Consider the following 15,511-nt stretch of genomic DNA (forward strand, 5'->3'; position numbering starts at 1 on the left):
CTGGGGCGGTTCACCCCGGACCATCATCGACCTACCAGCACACCGCCACAGCCGCTGGTGGAACCGAAACCACCACCGCTACCACCCACCCGGCAACAGCGCCCTGGAAAACCAACTCAAAACCATCATCGACAACCTCACCGACCCACCACCCTTCTAACCGACGGAGGGCTGGCGGCAACCAGGCAGACCGAGGTCCGGCGGGGCCAGCAGATCGATCAGGAGACCATGGACCCACCGGTGGACCCGTTGAAGATCTGCGAGGCGTTGAGGTAGACCTCCTCGACCGGCAGCGGTGCCTGCAGCAGTAGCCACGGACGAAGGATGTAGACGCCGATGGTGATGATCTCTGCGGAACCCATGGGGTGAAGGTAGCCCGCCGCGGCAACCTGTGGGGTGAGTTACGCCTCCGGCGCTGGCCCACGACTACTCGGCCACGAGCACTCACCCAGCAGCGCTAAGCCCTCAGCGCTAGTCCACCAACACAGCCTCGAGCCGGATCATGGCCTCGGCGATCTCGCCGGTACTGCCCGCGAAGCTCAACCGGACGGTGTGCCGGCCATCGACGGTGTCGAAGTCGACGCCGGGTGTGAGCGCGACCCCGGTCCGGTCGAGGACGTCGGCGCACCAGGCGACCGAGTCGTCCGTCCAGCGCGACACGTCGAAGTAGGCGTAGAACGCACCGTCCGGTGGGGCCACCTCCTCGACTCCCAGCTCCCCCAGCCGCCGCAGCACGAGTTCACGGTTGCGGGCGTAGCGCTCGACATGCCCGTCGAGTTCGGCGGCCGAGGCCTCGGTGAACGCCGCGACGGCCGCGAACTGCGCGTCGGCGGGCGGGCAGATGGTGAGGTTGCCGATCAGCCGGTCAACGGGATCGCGCAGGTACTCGGGCAGCAGCATCCAGCCGACCCGCCACCCGGTCATCGAGAAGTACTTGGACACCGACCCCATCACCACAGCGTCGCAGCTGGTCTGCCACGCGCTCGCGCACTCCCGGCCGTAGGTGATCCCGTGATAGATCTCGTCGCTGACGAGCAGGGTCCCGTTCGCCGAGCACCAGCGGGAGAGGTCGGCGAGCTCGTCCGAGTCGATGATCGTGCCGGTGGGGTTGGCGGGGCTGGCCACGATCAGTCCCGCCGGTGCGTGGCCGAGCTCGGCCGCGACGGCCTCGAGCTGCGCGACCGTCGGTTGGTAGCGGGTCTCGGGACCGCACGCGATCTCGCGCACGTGGCACCCCAACGCCTGGAGGGTATTGCGGTAGGCGGGATAGCCGGGACGCGCCATCACCACGGTGTCGCCGGGGTCGAACGCGGCGAGGAAGAGCACGGTGAAGCCGCCGGAAGACCCGGTGGTGACGACGACGTCGTCGACCGTCACGTCCACGCCGTCCCGTCGCCGGTGATACGTCGCGATCGCCTCGCGGAGGGGACGGATCCCGAGCGCCTCCGTGTATCCGAGAATCTCCGTGTCGAGGGCGTGATGCGCGGCCGCCAGCACCGGGCCGGGTGCCGGTGTCGAGGGCTGCCCGGCACAGAGGGAGATCACATCGCCGTGGGTCTCCTGCCGGCGGGCCGCAGCGGCCAGGACGCTCATGACGTGGAACGGCTCGACGGCCGAGCGGCGGGAGGGCTCGCGGAAGACGGACATGACACAGACGTTAGCGTCCGCGTTCGAGGGGGTGGCTACACAGTCAACCCGAACACCCACACCAGCAGTGTCATGGTGACCAGGGTGATGGCCACCAGCCCGAACAGGTTGAGCCAGATCCCGCCCCGGATCATCTGCCCGATCGTCACGTACCCCGATCCGTAGGCGATCGCGTTGGGTGGGGTGGCCACGGGAAGCATGAACGCACAGCTCGCGGCGAGGGCGACAGGCACGGCCAGCAGCATCGGGTCCACACCCAGACCGATGGCGACGCCACCGGCCACCGGAAGGAACGTCGCGGCAGTAGCGGTGTTACTGGTGAGCTCGGTGAGAATCAGGACCCCGCCGGCCGCGACGAGGACAAGGAGGACGATCGGCAGCGTCCCCAACGCCGCGGCCTGCTCGCCGATCCACACGGTGAGGCCGGAGGCGGAGAACTGCGCGGACAGCGCGAGACCGCCGCCGAACAACAACAGCACGCCCCACGGCAACTCCAGGGCCGCGTTCCAGGTGAGCAGCCGAACCCCACGCGCCGTTCCGGCGGGCAGCAGGAACAGCAGCAGGCCGGCGATCAGCGCGATCCCCGCGTCCGTGACGGGCGGGGTATCCCACACCAGCGGGACCGCCACCCAGGCGACGGCCGCCGCGACGAACACCACGAGGACTCGCTTCTCCCCGGACGAGGTCGTGCCGAGCTTGCGGAGCTCGTCGTCGAACAGTTCGTGGCCGCCCGGAATCTCCTCCAGCTCGGGCTTGAACAGCACCTTCGTGAGCAGGAACCAGGTGAACACCAGCATCACCACCGCGAGCGGCAGTCCGACCAGCATCCACCGGCCGAAGCCCAGGACGATGCCGAACTCAGCCTCAAGATACCCGGCCAGCAGGGTGTTGGGCGGGGTGCCGATGATGGTCGCGAGAGACCCGACCGATGCCGCGTAGGCGATGCCCAGCATGAGCGAGGTGCCGAAGTTGGACCGGATGACGGTCTTGGCGGCCTCGTCCATGGACGCCCCGGAGCCGTCATCCGCCGTGGCCTCCCGCCCGAGTTCGGAGGCCAGCATGAGCACGGAGACACCGATCGGCAACATCATCACCGCGGTCGCCGTGTTGGAGACCCACATGCTGAGGAAGCCGGTGGCAATCATGAACCCGGCCACCACCCTCGTGGACCGGGTCCCCATCGCGCGCACGGTGAGCAACGCGATCCGTCTGTGCAGGTTCCACCGCTGCATCGCGATGGCGATGAGGAACCCGCCCATGAACAGGAAGATGATGTTGTTGCCGTACTGGGCACCAACGTCGTCCACCGAGATGCCGTCCCCTAGCACGGGGAACGCAATGAGGGGCACCAGCGCGGTCGCCGGAATGGGGATGCACTCGGACATCCACCAGATCCCCAGCAGGACGGCTATGGCGGCGGTGAGCCGCGCGTTGTGCTCGAGGTCGCCCGGCATGACGAAGTAGACCAACAGAGCTGCCGCCACGCCCGCGACCACCCCGACGACCGAGCGGATGAACTCGCTGCGGGGCACCGCCTCGTCGAGCTCGCCCGGCGACCGCTGGTCGACCTCGGCACCCCGGTCGGGGTCCGGCTCCAGTCCCTGTAGGTGCGCGGCCAACACGATCTTGCGATCGTCGTTCCCGTCGTCGTGCTCGGCCATGTCATCTCCCTCGTCGCGCCTCACCGTCCTAGTCGGTGCAGGGCGGCTCTACGGTAGCGGTCGGCGGGCCGGGTCCACATCCGGACCACACATACCGGCCGACCGCCGGGGGATGCTGGCCACCACCGACGTTCCGTCGCCGTCACTGCGAAAAATGCTGCCCGGCGGGTAGCGCGCTGCTCAGTTCTGGCCCGAACGCTCCTTGCGGAGCAGGAAGCGCTGGATCTTGCCCGAGGGGGTCTTGGGCAGCTCGCGCGCGAAGTGGATCCTGCGGGGGAACGCATGCGCCGCGAACTCGGTCTTGACCCACTTCTGGAGCTCTGCGGCCTTGTCGTCGTCGCCCTCCACTCCGTCCCGTAGCACCACGTACGCCTCCAGGACCTCGCCTGCGAGGTCGTCGGGCACGCCGATGATCGCCGACTCGAGGACGTCCGGATGCTTGGCCAGGACCGACTCCACATCGAAGGGGCCGATGCGGTAACCGGACATGATGATCACGTCGTCGTCGCGGCTGGAGAAGTAGAAGTGCCCGTCGTCGTCGAGCTTGGCAGCGTCACCGGTGTAGTACCAGCGCCCGTCCTTGCTGAACCGCTCGGCGGTCTTCTCGGGCGCCTCGTGGTAACCCGTGAACCACATGAGCGGGCTCGCGGGCACGTCGATCGCCACCCGGCCGAGCTCGCCCGCCGGGGCCGGCACGTCGGCGTCGGCGGCGAGGACTGCGCAGGTCCACCCCGGCAACGGCACACCCATCGAGCCGGGGCGGACGTCCTCGCGCAGCGAGTCGTGCCACGGGTTGATGATGAACATGCCGTGCTCGGTCTGGCCGTACTGGTCGCGGACCTCCACGCCGAACTGCTCGATCGACCAGTCGATCACCTCGGGGGTGAGCGGCTCGCCCGCGGCCGAGGCGCGGCGCAGCTTCACGTCCGCGGGCGCGATGTCGGCCTTGGCGCGCATCGTCCGGTAGACGGTGGGCGCGGCGGCGAAGTTGGTGACGTGGAAGAACTGCAGCACCGCGAACGCCAACTCCGGCGAGTAGCGCGCGTGCAGCAGGAGGCTGCGCCGGCCGACCGCCATCGGGCCGAGGATGCCGTAGTACAGGCCGTACGCCCAGCCCGGGTCGGCGCCGTTCCAGAACACGTCGTCGGCACGCACGTCCAGGCCGGTCTCGATGTACTGGTGGAACGCGGCCAGCGCGCGGACCGGCACCACGACGCCCTTCGGGGTGCCGGTCGTTCCGGAGGTGAAGAGCATGACCATGCCGGCGTCCGGACCGGTGACCGCGGCGGGGCGGCCGGGCTCCTGGGCGGCGATGATGGTCGCCAGGTCCAGATCGCCCTCGCGGGCATCGGGGCAGTCCACGAGCCCGGCCACGACCACCGGGACGTCCGCCTTCTCGATCTTCCCGCGCTGGTCGGCGTCGGAGATGATCACCTTGGCGTCGCCGCCGTTTATCCGCATCTCGATCGCGGGCCACGCGAACGCGGTGAACAGCGGCATGTGGACGGCGCCCAGGCGCCAGATTCCCACGAGCGTGAACACCAGGTCCGCGGACTTGGACATCAGCGTGGCCACCCGGTCGCCCTCGGACACCCCGAGGTCGGCCAGCGCGGCGGCGACCTTCTCACTCTCGGTGCGCAGTTCGCCGTACGTGATGTCGCGGCCGGTGAGATCGGCGTCGATGACCGTGAAGGCCACTGCCTCGGGATCATGCCGGTCGCAGAGGAACTCCGCGGCACTGGCGCCGGGGACGTCGTAGATCGCCAGCAGTTGCTCCGGCGACAGGGGCGTGGACGCGGTGTTCTGGGTCATACCCACCGATTCTGGTCGAGTGCCCGGATGCCGCGCCACCACCACCCACCGACGGGCACCCCCGGTTTCGGGCTGGCACGCCACGGCGGCGCCGGTGCAGTCTGGCGGTGCACTCTAATGGAACATCTATCTGTTTTCGCATGGCGCTGTTTCTGCACGCACGACTACCGAACGCCCCGGAGGACCCCATGGCCGTGGACCGATTGCTCCCCACCGACGAGGCCTACGAGCTGCTCGAGATGACCCGCGACGTCGCGGACAAGCTGCTCGAGCCGATCGCCGCAGAGCACGAGCGGAACCACACCTACCCGGACGGGCTGTTCGCGCAGCTCGGCGAGGTCGGGCTGCTCGGTCTGCCCTACCCCGAGGAGTTCGGCGGCGGCGACCAGCCGTACGAGGTGTACCTGCAGGTACTCGAGGAGCTCGGCGCGCGCTGGGCCGCCGTCGCCGTGGCCACCAGCGTGCACGGACTGTCCTGCTTCCCGCTGGCCACCGCCGGTTCCGACGATCAGAAGGCGGAGTGGCTGCCCGGGTTGCTCGCCGGCGAGCAGATCGGCGCGTACTCGCTGTCCGAGCCGCAGGCCGGGTCCGACGCGGCGGCGCTGCGCTGCCGGGCTGTCCGCGAGGGTGATGGCCCGGGCGCCGAGTACGTGGTCACCGGCACCAAGTCGTGGATCACCCACGGCGGGATCGCCGACGTCTACAACACCTTCCTGCGCACCGGCGAGGGCTCGCGCGGCATCTCCTGCCTGCTCGTGCCGCGCGACACCGAGAACCTGCACTTCGGCAGGCCCGAGGACAAGATGGGCCTCAACGGCGTGCCCACCACCACCGCGTCCTACGAGGGAGCCCGGGTCGACGCCGGCCGACTGATCGGCGCCGAGGGCGACGGCCTGCGGATCGCGTTCTCGGCGCTGGACTCGGGCCGCCTCGGGATCGCCGCGGTCGCGACCGGCATCGCCCAGCGGGCCCTCGACGACGCCGTGGCCTACGCCAACGAGCGTGAGGCGTTCGGCAAGACCATCATCGGCCACCAGGGCCTGGGCTTCCTGCTCGCCGACATGGCCGCCGCCGTCGGCTCCGCCCGCGCCACCTACCTGGATGCCGCGCGCCGCAAGGACGCCGGCCGCCCGTACTCGCGCGAGGCGTCGATCGCCAAGCTCACCGCCACCGACGCGGCCATGAAGGTCACCACCGACGCCGTCCAGGTGCTCGGCGGTGTCGGCTACACCCGCGAGTTCCCGGCGGAGCGCTACATGCGCGAGGCCAAGATCACCCAGATCTTCGAGGGCACCAACCAGATCCAGCGTCTGGTGATCGCGCGTGGAATGACGGAGCGGGCATGACGGGCCGGGCATGACGAACTGAGCCCGGCACCCCGGGGCGGGACGCGCGGTCGGCTGCGTGTCCCGCCCTGCGCCTATGGTGGGCCGCATGGCCCCGCACTCTGACTCCCCCGCCCCCGCCGAGTACGTCGTTCTGCTCGACGAGGACGGCACCCCCGTCGGCTCCGCCGACAAGGCGGGCATCCACACCGATGCCACTCCCCTGCACCTGGCCTTCTCGTGCCACCTGGTCGACGACGACGGGCGGGTCCTGCTGACCCGACGAGCACTGGGGAAGTTGACCTGGCCGGGGATCTGGACCAACTCGTTCTGCGGCCACCCCGGGCCCGGCGAGGATCCGACCGAGGCGATCGTGCGCCGGGCGGAGCAGGAGCTGGGCACGCGGGTCGACTCGATCGAGCCCGCGATCCCCGAATTCCGCTACCGCGCCGTCGACGACTCCGGTGTGGTCGAGAACGAGATCTGCCCGGTGTTCACCGCCCGCATCCGCGCCGAGCTGAACCCGCACCCCGACGAGGTGTGCGCCCACCACTGGGCTCGCCCCGAGGATGTGCGCGCCGCCGTCGACGCCACGCCCTTCGCGTTCAGCCCGTGGATGGTGGCGCAGGTTCCGCGGATGGCGCTCTACTCCCGCTGAGCGCCACCCGCGTGACCTCCGGCCGTTCAGCCGGGCTGTTCAGCGCCGGCTATTCGGCGGCGGCCGCCTCGACGGTGAACGTGAGCGTGTCCGTGTAGATCACGCCGTACCGGTCGGTCCCGGTGATCTCGACGGTGTGCTCGCCCGCCTCGAGATCGGACGGCAGGTCGAACCGCCACACGTGCGGGCTCGCCTGCGCCATCGCCCCGCTGCTCGACAGGTTGTGCGTGGCCGAGACCGGATCGGTGAACTCCCACCCCTTGTTGAGCGCCTCACCGGTCGCCGGCTGCGTGTGCGTGCCCTCGGTCGCCTCGCCGCCGTCCAGCGAGAAGCTCACGTCGGCATCGGTGGATCCGGCGAAGAAGCTGGTCGAGATCCAGGACTCACCCGAGCGGACGTCCTCCAGCGACACGGAGTCCGTCGCGATCGGGCCGGGCCCCTCGCCCACCTTGTCGTCGTCCTGCCACTGCTGAGCCTCCTCGGCCCACGCGCGCCAGGTGGGGCTGTTGACCCCGGTGAGGAACTGCTTGTCCTGCGGCTCGCCCCGGACGGTGTAGTACTCGGACCGCTCGGTGCCGTCGAACTCGAAGGTCAATACACCCGGCTCCGCGGCGTCCGAGGTGTAGGAGTACGGCACGCCGTCGTCGTTGAGCTCACCCGAGTACCAGGAACCCGACACCGCGCCTGCCACAACCTGGTCGTGGGTCAGCTCGGGGATCCCCGCGTCCGCCCACTCGGCGCGCTGATCGCCCGCGATGTGATTCTCGAGCGTGTGGGTGTGACCACCGACGGTCACGGCGTTCGGGTAGTCGGCCAGGATCTCGTAGAGCTCGCTGGCGTTGTCGGTGACGACCCCCGTGTAGCTGACGATGGGGGCGTGCGCGGCCACCACGATCGGTGTGTTCTCGTCCACGGTGGCCAGATCATTGCGGAGCCATTCGAGCTGCTCATCGGTGATCGCCTCGGCGTACCCGCCGTTGCCGCCATCGGCCGACGCGCCGTTGTAGATGACGTTGAACAGGCCCACGAAGTGCGTCTGGCCCACGTCGTAGGAGTAGTACGGGGCACCGAAGTCGCGCCGGTAGGTGTCGACGGAGTTCTCCGGGCCCGCGGCATCGAAGTCCATGTCGTGATTGCCCGGGATTGCGCGCACCGGGCCGCCCGCCGCAGCGTAGGAGTCCTTCAGCGCAGGGTTCAGCGCGAGGTCGTCGCCCACGTTGTCGCCCAGGAGCAGCAGGCCACAGCCCGCGTAGTCGTCGCGGGCCATGAGGTCGGCGATCGCACCGGCACGCGCGTACTCCATCTCCTCCATATCGTAGGCCTGGGTATCCGAGGCGATCGCGCAGGACTGCTCGGCAGCCGCGGTGGCCCCGGAGGCCGCCATCGGGAAGTTCACGGCCTTCGGAAGATCTCCGGTCGGCTCGAGGCCGCCGAACTTCAGCTCCGGCGAGCCCTCCGGGTAGTGGTTGTAGCTGAACTGGGCGAAGTTCTGCTCGTCGACCGGCACCTGCCAGCCAGCGGGCTGGGTGACGAACGCGGTGAAGTCGCCGCGGACCGGCAGTTCGTAGCGGCCCTCGGCGTCGGTCTGGACCACGTCGAGGCCGTTGGAGACGCTGACCCCCGGAATGCCGGCTTCCCCACCGTCAATCCGCGAGTTCTTGTTGGCGTCGTCGAACACCTGACCTGTGAGGACCTCCGGGTCCTCGGCCTCGCCGTCGACCACCTGGACGCCTCCGCCGTAAAGGCCGTCGTTGCCGGGCCCGCCGGGGAGCAGGTCGCCGAGCGAGCCGGTGAGCGATCCGCTCGATCCGTCGGCCCCGCTCACCGATCCGAGGGGCAGGCTCCCGCCGTCCTGGGCCACGGCGGGGGCGACGGTCAGCCCGACCGCGGCGACGGCCGACACCCCGGCCACCGCGATTCGAGCCCCGGCGAGGCGCACGGCGCCTGCACGGTTCGCTTTCAGATACATCGGTTCTCCTTCAGGAAAAGTGAAGTGCTTCTTGCGAAGTCGAACCGTAGGGAGCGGGCAGAACATCGAAGTGTCGTCGCGGGGGCACGGACCTGAACACGAACCGTCCACCCGTGATCACCGTGGCCACACGCTGTCGATGACCGATCAGCGATCGCTGCCGGGCTCCACATAGTGGACCAGTGTGACCACACTGTGGGCGCCCGGCGGCGCGCGGAAGTAAGGATTCAGTGACCTGCCTCCCGGCGGGCGCGTCGGCGTGGGCCGGGAGGCAGCCAGGAGTCACCAGGGATCAGCCGGGGATGCTGATGCGCCCCTCTTCGGCGGCCTGACCGATGTCACGGCGGAAGTGGCCTCCGGCCAGCCCGATCCCGTCGAGGATGCGGTACGCCTCGGCGCGGGCGGCGGCCAGGTCGGCGCCGGTACCGACCACCGACAGCACGCGCCCGCCGGCGGAGACCAGGTGGCCGTCGGCGTCGCGGGCGGTGCCGGCGTGCAGCACACCCGGCTGCTCGGCGCCCTCGATGAGGTCGCCGCGACGCGGCACGCCCGGGTAGTTCTCGGCGGCCAGCACCACGGTCACCGCGGCGCCGTCGCGCCACACCAGCGGCGGCTGCTCGGCGAGCGTGCCGGTGGCCACGGCGTGCAGGGTCTGCCCGAGAGGCGATTCGAGCAGCGCGAGGACGGCCTGGGTCTCGGGGTCGCCGAAGCGGCAGTTGAACTCCACGACCTCGGGCCCGTTGGAGGTGATCGCGAGCCCGGCGTAGAGCAGCCCGGAGAATCCGCATCCACGTGCCACCATCTCGCGGGCGACGGGCTCGCACACCTCGGTGACGATCCGTTCGACCATGCCGTCCGGCAGCCACGGCAGCGGGGTGTAGGCGCCCATCCCGCCGGTGTTGGGGCCGCGGTCGCCCTCGCCGACGCGCTTGTGGTCCTGGGCGGGCAGCAGTGGGACGACCGTCTCGCCGTCGACGAGGCAGAACAGGGAGACCTCGGGGCCGTCGAGGAAGGACTCGAGCAGGACCGGGTGGCCGTCGTCGAGGCAGGCCAGCGCGTGGGCGTGGGCGACGGCGCGGTCCCCGGTCACCACGACGCCCTTGCCGGCGGCCAGGCCGTCGTCCTTGACCACCCAGGTGGGGCCGAAGCGGTCGAGGGCCTCGTCGAGGTCCGCGGGCGAGTCGACGACCTCGGCGCGCGCGGTGCGCACGCCGGCGGCGGCCATGACGTCCTTGGCGAACGCCTTGGATCCCTCGATGCGCGCCGCGTCGGCGGACGGTCCGAAGACCGGGATGGAGGCGGCGCGCAGGGCGTCCGCGACGCCGGCGACGAGGGGGACCTCGGGTCCGACGACGACGAGTTCGGCGCCGACCCGGCGGGCCAGCGCGGTGACCGCCGCGGGGTCCGTCACCGAGACGTCATGACTGGTCGCCTGCGCCATGCCGGGGTTTCCCGGCGCGACATGGAGCTCCGTCACCACCGGGTCGGCCGCGAGGGCGACGAGAAGGGCGTGCTCACGGGCACCGGATCCGATCACGAGAATGCGCACAGCGCCTACAGTAGCGCCGCGACCTCGACGCCCTGCCCGGGCCCGGCCGGTTCGCCCCGCGATCCGGGACCGGGCAGGTTCAGATCCGCGCGTCGGTGATGATCCCGGCAGGCAGGTCGACTGCTGCCCGGGCCTGGATGGCCCGCTCGGTGAGCAGGTCCGTCAGGCACAGGTCGAGGGTGCGCGCGATCGCCTGATCAGCGCTCTCGGTGTCCATGGGGTGGACCCCGAACATCGCCTGCGCACTCAGCCCGTCGATCGCCGCCCACATGGCCCGCTGGCCGTCGAGCCGCAGCCCGGGAAGGAAGGCCCCCTCGTCGATACCGCGGTCGACGATGTCCTGCATGACCTCGCGCACCGACATGCCCGACTCGGCGACGACGGACGAGACCCCGAGGGTCTCGAGCATCATCCGCGCCCAGGCGGGCTCGTCGACGGCGAAACCGACGACCGCGATCGCGGCGTTGCGCAGGTCGATGTAGGCGGCCAGCACGGGATCGGTCGTCGCCGTCGTCGGCTCGATCGCGGCGATACGGTCACGCATCGCGGCGAAGCCTCGCCCCGAGACCTCTTCGACCAACTGCTGACGGTTGGCGAAATGCCGGTAGGCGGCCGTTGCCGAGACACCGATCCGGGGGGCGATCTCGCGCAGTACGATCGCCTTCTCACCGGATTCTCGGGCCCGGGTCGTGGCCTCGAGGATGATGGCGTTGCGCAGGTCCCCGTGGTGGTAGGACTTCTTCTTGCCGCCGCCCTCGTTCACTGGAGCCGCCTTCGCGGCGTCCGCCGCTGTGGGAACTTGAGCCTCGATCATTGCGACGCTCCTTCTCTTCGCTGTGACATGCGACCTCCGCCCGTGAGCGGGGCCATACAAAACCATTAGACCACTTGTTGCCACGACGACGCCGAAACCGCGGGCGAGGGTCCGTAGGCTGGCATTCATGTCGACGGTATTCAGCAAGATCATCGCCGGTGAGCTACCGGGCCGGTTCATCTGGCAGGACCCGGAGGTGGTCGCCTTCCTGACCATCGCGCCGGTCGCGCCCGGGCACACCCTCGTCGTTCCGCGGGCCGAGGTGGACCGCTGGACCGACCTCGAGCCCGCGTTGCTGACGCGTCTGAACGAGGTCGCACAGGCCGTGGGTAAGGCCGTGCTGAGCGGGTTCGGTGCGTCCCGCGCGGGCTACCTCATCGCCGGTTTCGAGGTCCCGCACACGCACATCCACGTCTTCCCCGCGAACGACATGTCCGGTTTCGACCTGTCGCTGGCCGACCCCGACGCCCCGGCCGAGAAGTCGGACGCCGCCGCCGAGACCCTCCGCCGGGCACTGCGCGAGCTGGGCTACGGCGGGTTCGTCCCCGAGGCCTGAGCCCCGAGCGCTCAGTGCCCGAGCGCGTCGGTGACGATCCTCATGTCCTGGTAGTCGACCCACCGGCACACCAGCCCGTCGCGGAACTCGAAGAACGCGCCCACCTCGAGCGCGAGGACCCGGCCCCCGATGGTGAGATGGGTGGTCCGGTTGAGCGCCGCGGTGTCCCCGGCGGCCAGGACGTGGTGGATCGTCACACTGACGTCGGTCGAGACCTCGCCGTTGAACTCGATGACGTGCCGCAGCCCCTCGTGCCCGTGCACGGTCTGGATCCCCTCGATCCGCAGCTCCAGGTCGGGCGTGCAGCACGCGGCGGCCGCCTCGTAGTTCCCCGAGAACGCGGCGTCGACGAGCGCGCGCGCCACCTCGGCGGGCCCGCGCCCGGACATCTCCCGGTCACTCATCCCTCGCTCCTTCGTCCACTACCCGGCGACCGCGTCGAGGGACTCCATGCTCTTGTAGTCCGACCACCGCGTGACCAGCCCGTCCTCGACCTCCACGAACGAGCACCCGCGGATCTCGATCCCGCCACCGGGCAGCAGGTACCGCTCGATCCGACGCAGGGCCACCACGCCGCCGGACTCCAGGACCTCCCCCTCAACGGCGACCTCGAGGATCCCGGACAGCCTGTCGAAATCCGAGACGATGTCGCGGATCCCCTGGTGACCGGAATAGTGACGTACCTGCCCCGTGGTGTAGACAATGGACGACGACGACAACGCGATCGCTGTGTCCGCGTCACCCGAGACGACGGCCCTCATCCAGGCTGTGGCGATATCAGTGGCCGACTGGTCCATCTCGGGCCCCGCTCCCTGGATATGGTCGATGCTCGTCACACTTCAGCAGTACCCGATTCGAGCATTGATGAGAGCATCCTACCCGCCGACCTCCGAGGTACCTCTACTATGACCTCCCGACCTCAGGACATCTACCCGCAGATGGGCGAAATCGCCAGAGCAATAGCGGTTCTCGCCGACGATCTCGCGCTCATTCGCGCCACGAGCGAAACCTGGGACCCAGCTGAACTGCGGGTCGATTCCGGCTCCTCATGGTCGACCGACGAATCACTGGCGGCCGCGCTCGGCGACCTCGCCGGGGCCGAGGAGGCACTGCGCGCGGCGCGGGGCCGCATCGAAGGCGCGTGGGCCGCGATGGGCAGGCTCGCCTCGGACTGACCTACTGCCGGGCGAGCAGCCCGATCTCCCGGCCGTCGATATCGAAGATCGTCATCTCGCCGCCGTCCACCGTGCCGGTGTGCAGGCGCCTGAGCCAGTCGTCGACATCGAGGCACGCCATCATCGTGGTGGCCACCCCCACGAACTCGACCGTCTGGCCCTCGGCCACCCAGGTGCCCATGAGGCGGTTGCAGCCGTCGGAGCCGGACAGCCGGCCGTCCTCGCCGAGGTCCAGGTGGGGGCCGTCAGGCGCTCCCCAGAGGCCGACGGGAGAGGGCCCCTTCGGCGGGTCGAACGAGGCGCATCCGGAGAGCGGGACCATGCCCCCGAGTATGACCGCGGCGCCGGCCACGATTGCGCGCTTCATCGGAACTGCGCGCTTCATCGGAACTCCTGTCCCCTGCCGCCGGTACGGCCACCGGCACGAGAGCTGGAGACGAGACTTGAACTCGCAACCGCCCGATTACAAGTCGGGTGCGCTACCAATTGCGCCACTCCAGCATGACCTTCGACCACGCGACGGACACCCGGAACCCCGGGCGGGAAGCCCGGCGGGTACGACCCCGTCGCGTACTCGGCGATCGGGGATCATCCTAACCTGACCACCGCCGCCGCTCCCGACTACCGTGTCACTACGTGGAGACCCGCGACGCCCTTTCCCGGTTCACCCGCCCACTGGCGTGGCTGGGTGTCCGCAAGTCCGCGATGGATCTTGCGGTGGAGCCGCCGCTGTCGCCCATGGCGCCGGTGGATCTCGACGACGACGGCGCCGTCACCGACGTACTCAACCTCGCCCTGGAGATCGGCGGGATCCTGTTGTCCTCCGGTGAGGGCGCGGCCGACACGGTCGCGCAGGCCGAGTCCGTGGCCGCGGCGTTCGGTCTTCCCGGCGCGACGGTCGAGGTGACGTTCACGTCGTTGACGATCGGCGTGAACCGTCGGCGCGGTCGTCCGCCGCTGTCGGTCATCCGGGTGGTCAACTACCGCACGGTCGATATGACCCGGGTGACACGCGTCGCCCGGCTGATCGACCTCATCGTGCGCCGCCAGCTCACCGTGGACCAGGCCACGGCGGAGGTCGAGAAGATCATCGAATCCCCGCACCCGCACTCGTTCCGGGTGGCCGTGTTGGGCTGGGCGATGCTGGGGTGCGCGGTCGTCATCCAGCTCGGCGGCACCCCGCTGGCAGGCCTGTTGTCAATGGTGTCGACGTTCGCCCTGATGTACGCCAACCGCTTCCTCGACGGGATGCGACTGCCGACCTTCTTCCAGCAGGTTGTGGGCGGTTTCATCGCCACCGCCTGGGCACTGGCCGCCTTCGTGCTCGTCGCGGGCGCGTTCATCGAGATCAGACCGTCCCAACTCGTCGCCGCCGGCATCATCGTCCTCCTCGCCGGACTGACACTCGTCGGCTCGATCGAGGACGCCATCACAGGCTTCCCCGTCACCTCGGCCGGTCGCGGGGTCGAGACGCTGATCCTCACCGGCGGCGTCCTGGGTGGCATCACCATCGCGCTCGCACTCTTCGGCCGCCTCGGCTTCTCCCCTCCCCCGATCGACCCCGCGATCCAGGGCGACGCCGCAGTCCACGTGGCGATACTCGCGGCGGGAGTCGGCGCGGCCGGATTCGCGGTGGCCAGCTACGCCACCGTGCGGGCGACCCTTCTCGCCGCGAGCGTCGGCGCCCTGGGGATGTCGATCTACCAGGCGGTCCTGGGCGCCGGGTTCGACATCGTGGTGGGATCCGCCCTCGCCGCGTGCGCGATGGGCCTGGTCGGCGGCATCCTCGCCCGTATCGCGACGGTCCCGCCGCTGGTGGTAACCATCGCCGGCATCACCCCGTTCCTGCCCGGCCTGTCCGTCTACCGCGGCCTGTCGGCCCTGACGAGCGACCAGACCGGTGTTGGTCTCGGCCTCATGTTCACGGCGCTGGCGATCGCACTGGCACTGGCCGCCGGCATCGTGTTCGGCGAGTGGATGGCCCGCAATCTCCGCCGGTCGGCAGCCGCCGACCAGTGACGTAGGATCGCAAAGAGGACTTCCGCGCCCCACGCCGGGCGTCGGCGGTCCGACCCCGACCACAGGAGGACATCGATGGCAGCCGCCGCCGACAGCAAAGAGACCGAGATCGACGACCTGGAGCCGGTCGCAGACGAGACCGCGGACCAGGCCCGCCTCGTCGTGGCCTCCTATGCCAAAGACGCCGAGGAGTGCCGCATGCTCCTCGACATGCTCGGCATCGGCCCCGAGACGCCCGAGCCTGCTGTCGCCGAGTAAGCGGCAGCAGCTCAGCGAGCGCAGTACCCGACGGTGACCGGACAGGGAGCAGACGAGTGACACGCGAT

At 69.9% G+C, this 15,511-nt stretch carries 16 protein-coding genes and 1 tRNA gene; 6 read left to right on the forward strand and 11 right to left on the reverse strand.

Annotated elements, in window-relative coordinates:
• Positions 1-218: 218 nt before the first annotated feature.
• From K3888_RS14310 to K3888_RS14325, 4 genes are all read right to left on the reverse strand, one after another.
• Positions 219-362 carry a hypothetical protein gene (locus K3888_RS14310; protein WP_230930956.1) on the reverse strand — a complete coding sequence of 48 codons (144 nt, stop codon included), beginning with the start codon at positions 360-362 and terminating at the stop codon, positions 219-221.
• 109 nt (positions 363-471) lie between these two features.
• On the reverse strand, positions 472-1,647 hold the full coding sequence (locus K3888_RS14315; protein WP_230930957.1) for an aminotransferase class I/II-fold pyridoxal phosphate-dependent enzyme: 1,176 nt from the start codon (positions 1,645-1,647) through the stop codon (positions 472-474).
• 35 nt (positions 1,648-1,682) lie between these two features.
• Positions 1,683-3,308, reverse strand: a complete 1,626-nt coding sequence (locus tag K3888_RS14320; protein ID WP_230930958.1) for an SLC13 family permease — start codon at positions 3,306-3,308, stop codon at positions 1,683-1,685.
• Between the two features lie 180 nt (positions 3,309-3,488).
• Complete coding sequence (locus K3888_RS14325; protein WP_230930959.1) at positions 3,489-5,120, reverse strand: AMP-binding protein; 1,632 nt, start codon at positions 5,118-5,120, stop codon at positions 3,489-3,491.
• 188 nt (positions 5,121-5,308) lie between these two features.
• On the opposite strand from K3888_RS14325, the gene K3888_RS14330 reads away from it, so the two are divergent.
• Positions 5,309-6,466 carry an acyl-CoA dehydrogenase family protein gene (locus tag K3888_RS14330; RefSeq protein ID WP_230931049.1) on the forward strand — a complete coding sequence of 386 codons (1,158 nt, stop codon included), beginning with the start codon at positions 5,309-5,311 and terminating at the stop codon, positions 6,464-6,466.
• An 88-nt stretch (positions 6,467-6,554) separates the two neighbouring features.
• Entirely contained in the window at positions 6,555-7,103 is a 549-nt protein-coding gene (gene idi, locus K3888_RS14335; RefSeq protein ID WP_230930960.1) for an isopentenyl-diphosphate Delta-isomerase, read from the forward strand.
• A 49-nt stretch (positions 7,104-7,152) separates the two neighbouring features.
• Here the strand turns inward: idi and K3888_RS14340 are convergent, their stop codons facing one another.
• The 3 genes from K3888_RS14340 to K3888_RS14350 form a co-directional block, all read right to left on the reverse strand.
• Positions 7,153-9,072, reverse strand: a complete 1,920-nt coding sequence (locus K3888_RS14340; protein ID WP_230930961.1) for a calcineurin-like phosphoesterase C-terminal domain-containing protein — start codon at positions 9,070-9,072, stop codon at positions 7,153-7,155.
• A gap of 292 nt (positions 9,073-9,364) precedes the next feature.
• Positions 9,365-10,621: a phosphoribosylamine--glycine ligase gene (gene purD, locus K3888_RS14345; RefSeq protein WP_230930962.1), complete on the reverse strand. Its 1,257-nt coding sequence runs from the start codon at positions 10,619-10,621 to the stop codon at positions 9,365-9,367.
• Positions 10,622-10,700: 79 nt separating this feature from the next.
• The gene (locus K3888_RS14350; protein WP_230930963.1) at positions 10,701-11,435 is read right to left on the reverse strand and encodes a TetR/AcrR family transcriptional regulator; all 735 of its coding nucleotides are present in this window, start codon (positions 11,433-11,435) and stop codon (positions 10,701-10,703) included.
• A gap of 127 nt (positions 11,436-11,562) precedes the next feature.
• Here K3888_RS14350 and K3888_RS14355 point away from each other — a divergent pair, with 127 nt between their 5' ends.
• Positions 11,563-11,991, forward strand: a complete 429-nt coding sequence (locus K3888_RS14355) for an HIT family protein (protein WP_230930964.1) — start codon at positions 11,563-11,565, stop codon at positions 11,989-11,991.
• Positions 11,992-12,002: 11 nt separating this feature from the next.
• Here the strand turns inward: K3888_RS14355 and K3888_RS14360 are convergent, their stop codons facing one another.
• Together K3888_RS14360 and K3888_RS14365 are read right to left on the reverse strand one after the other, a co-directional pair.
• Entirely contained in the window at positions 12,003-12,395 is a 393-nt protein-coding gene (locus K3888_RS14360) for a nuclear transport factor 2 family protein (RefSeq protein WP_230930965.1), read from the reverse strand.
• An 18-nt stretch (positions 12,396-12,413) separates the two neighbouring features.
• Positions 12,414-12,827, reverse strand: a complete 414-nt coding sequence (locus tag K3888_RS14365) for a nuclear transport factor 2 family protein (RefSeq protein ID WP_230930966.1) — start codon at positions 12,825-12,827, stop codon at positions 12,414-12,416.
• Positions 12,828-12,896: 69 nt separating this feature from the next.
• On the opposite strand from K3888_RS14365, the gene K3888_RS14370 reads away from it, so the two are divergent.
• A complete protein-coding gene (locus K3888_RS14370; protein WP_230930967.1) occupies positions 12,897-13,166 on the forward strand; it encodes a hypothetical protein in 270 nt (89 codons plus the stop codon).
• Between the two features lies 1 nt (position 13,167).
• On the opposite strand, the gene K3888_RS14375 is transcribed toward K3888_RS14370, so the two are convergent.
• Positions 13,168-13,551 carry an META domain-containing protein gene (locus K3888_RS14375; protein WP_230930968.1) on the reverse strand — a complete coding sequence of 128 codons (384 nt, stop codon included), beginning with the start codon at positions 13,549-13,551 and terminating at the stop codon, positions 13,168-13,170.
• Positions 13,552-13,594: 43 nt separating this feature from the next.
• A tRNA-Thr gene (locus K3888_RS14380) sits at positions 13,595-13,667 on the reverse strand.
• Between the two features lie 135 nt (positions 13,668-13,802).
• Here K3888_RS14380 and K3888_RS14385 point away from each other — a divergent pair.
• A complete protein-coding gene (locus K3888_RS14385) occupies positions 13,803-15,185 on the forward strand; it encodes a threonine/serine exporter family protein (RefSeq protein ID WP_230930969.1) in 1,383 nt (460 codons plus the stop codon).
• Between the two features lie 75 nt (positions 15,186-15,260).
• The gene (locus K3888_RS14390) at positions 15,261-15,443 is read left to right on the forward strand and encodes a hypothetical protein (protein ID WP_230930970.1); all 183 of its coding nucleotides are present in this window, start codon (positions 15,261-15,263) and stop codon (positions 15,441-15,443) included.
• Positions 15,444-15,511: the final 68 nt, after the last annotated feature.

Origin of the sequence: Dietzia aurantiaca (genome assembly GCF_021033825.1) — a bacterium.
In the GTDB taxonomy this organism is placed as follows: domain Bacteria; phylum Actinomycetota; class Actinomycetes; order Mycobacteriales; family Mycobacteriaceae; genus Dietzia; species Dietzia aurantiaca.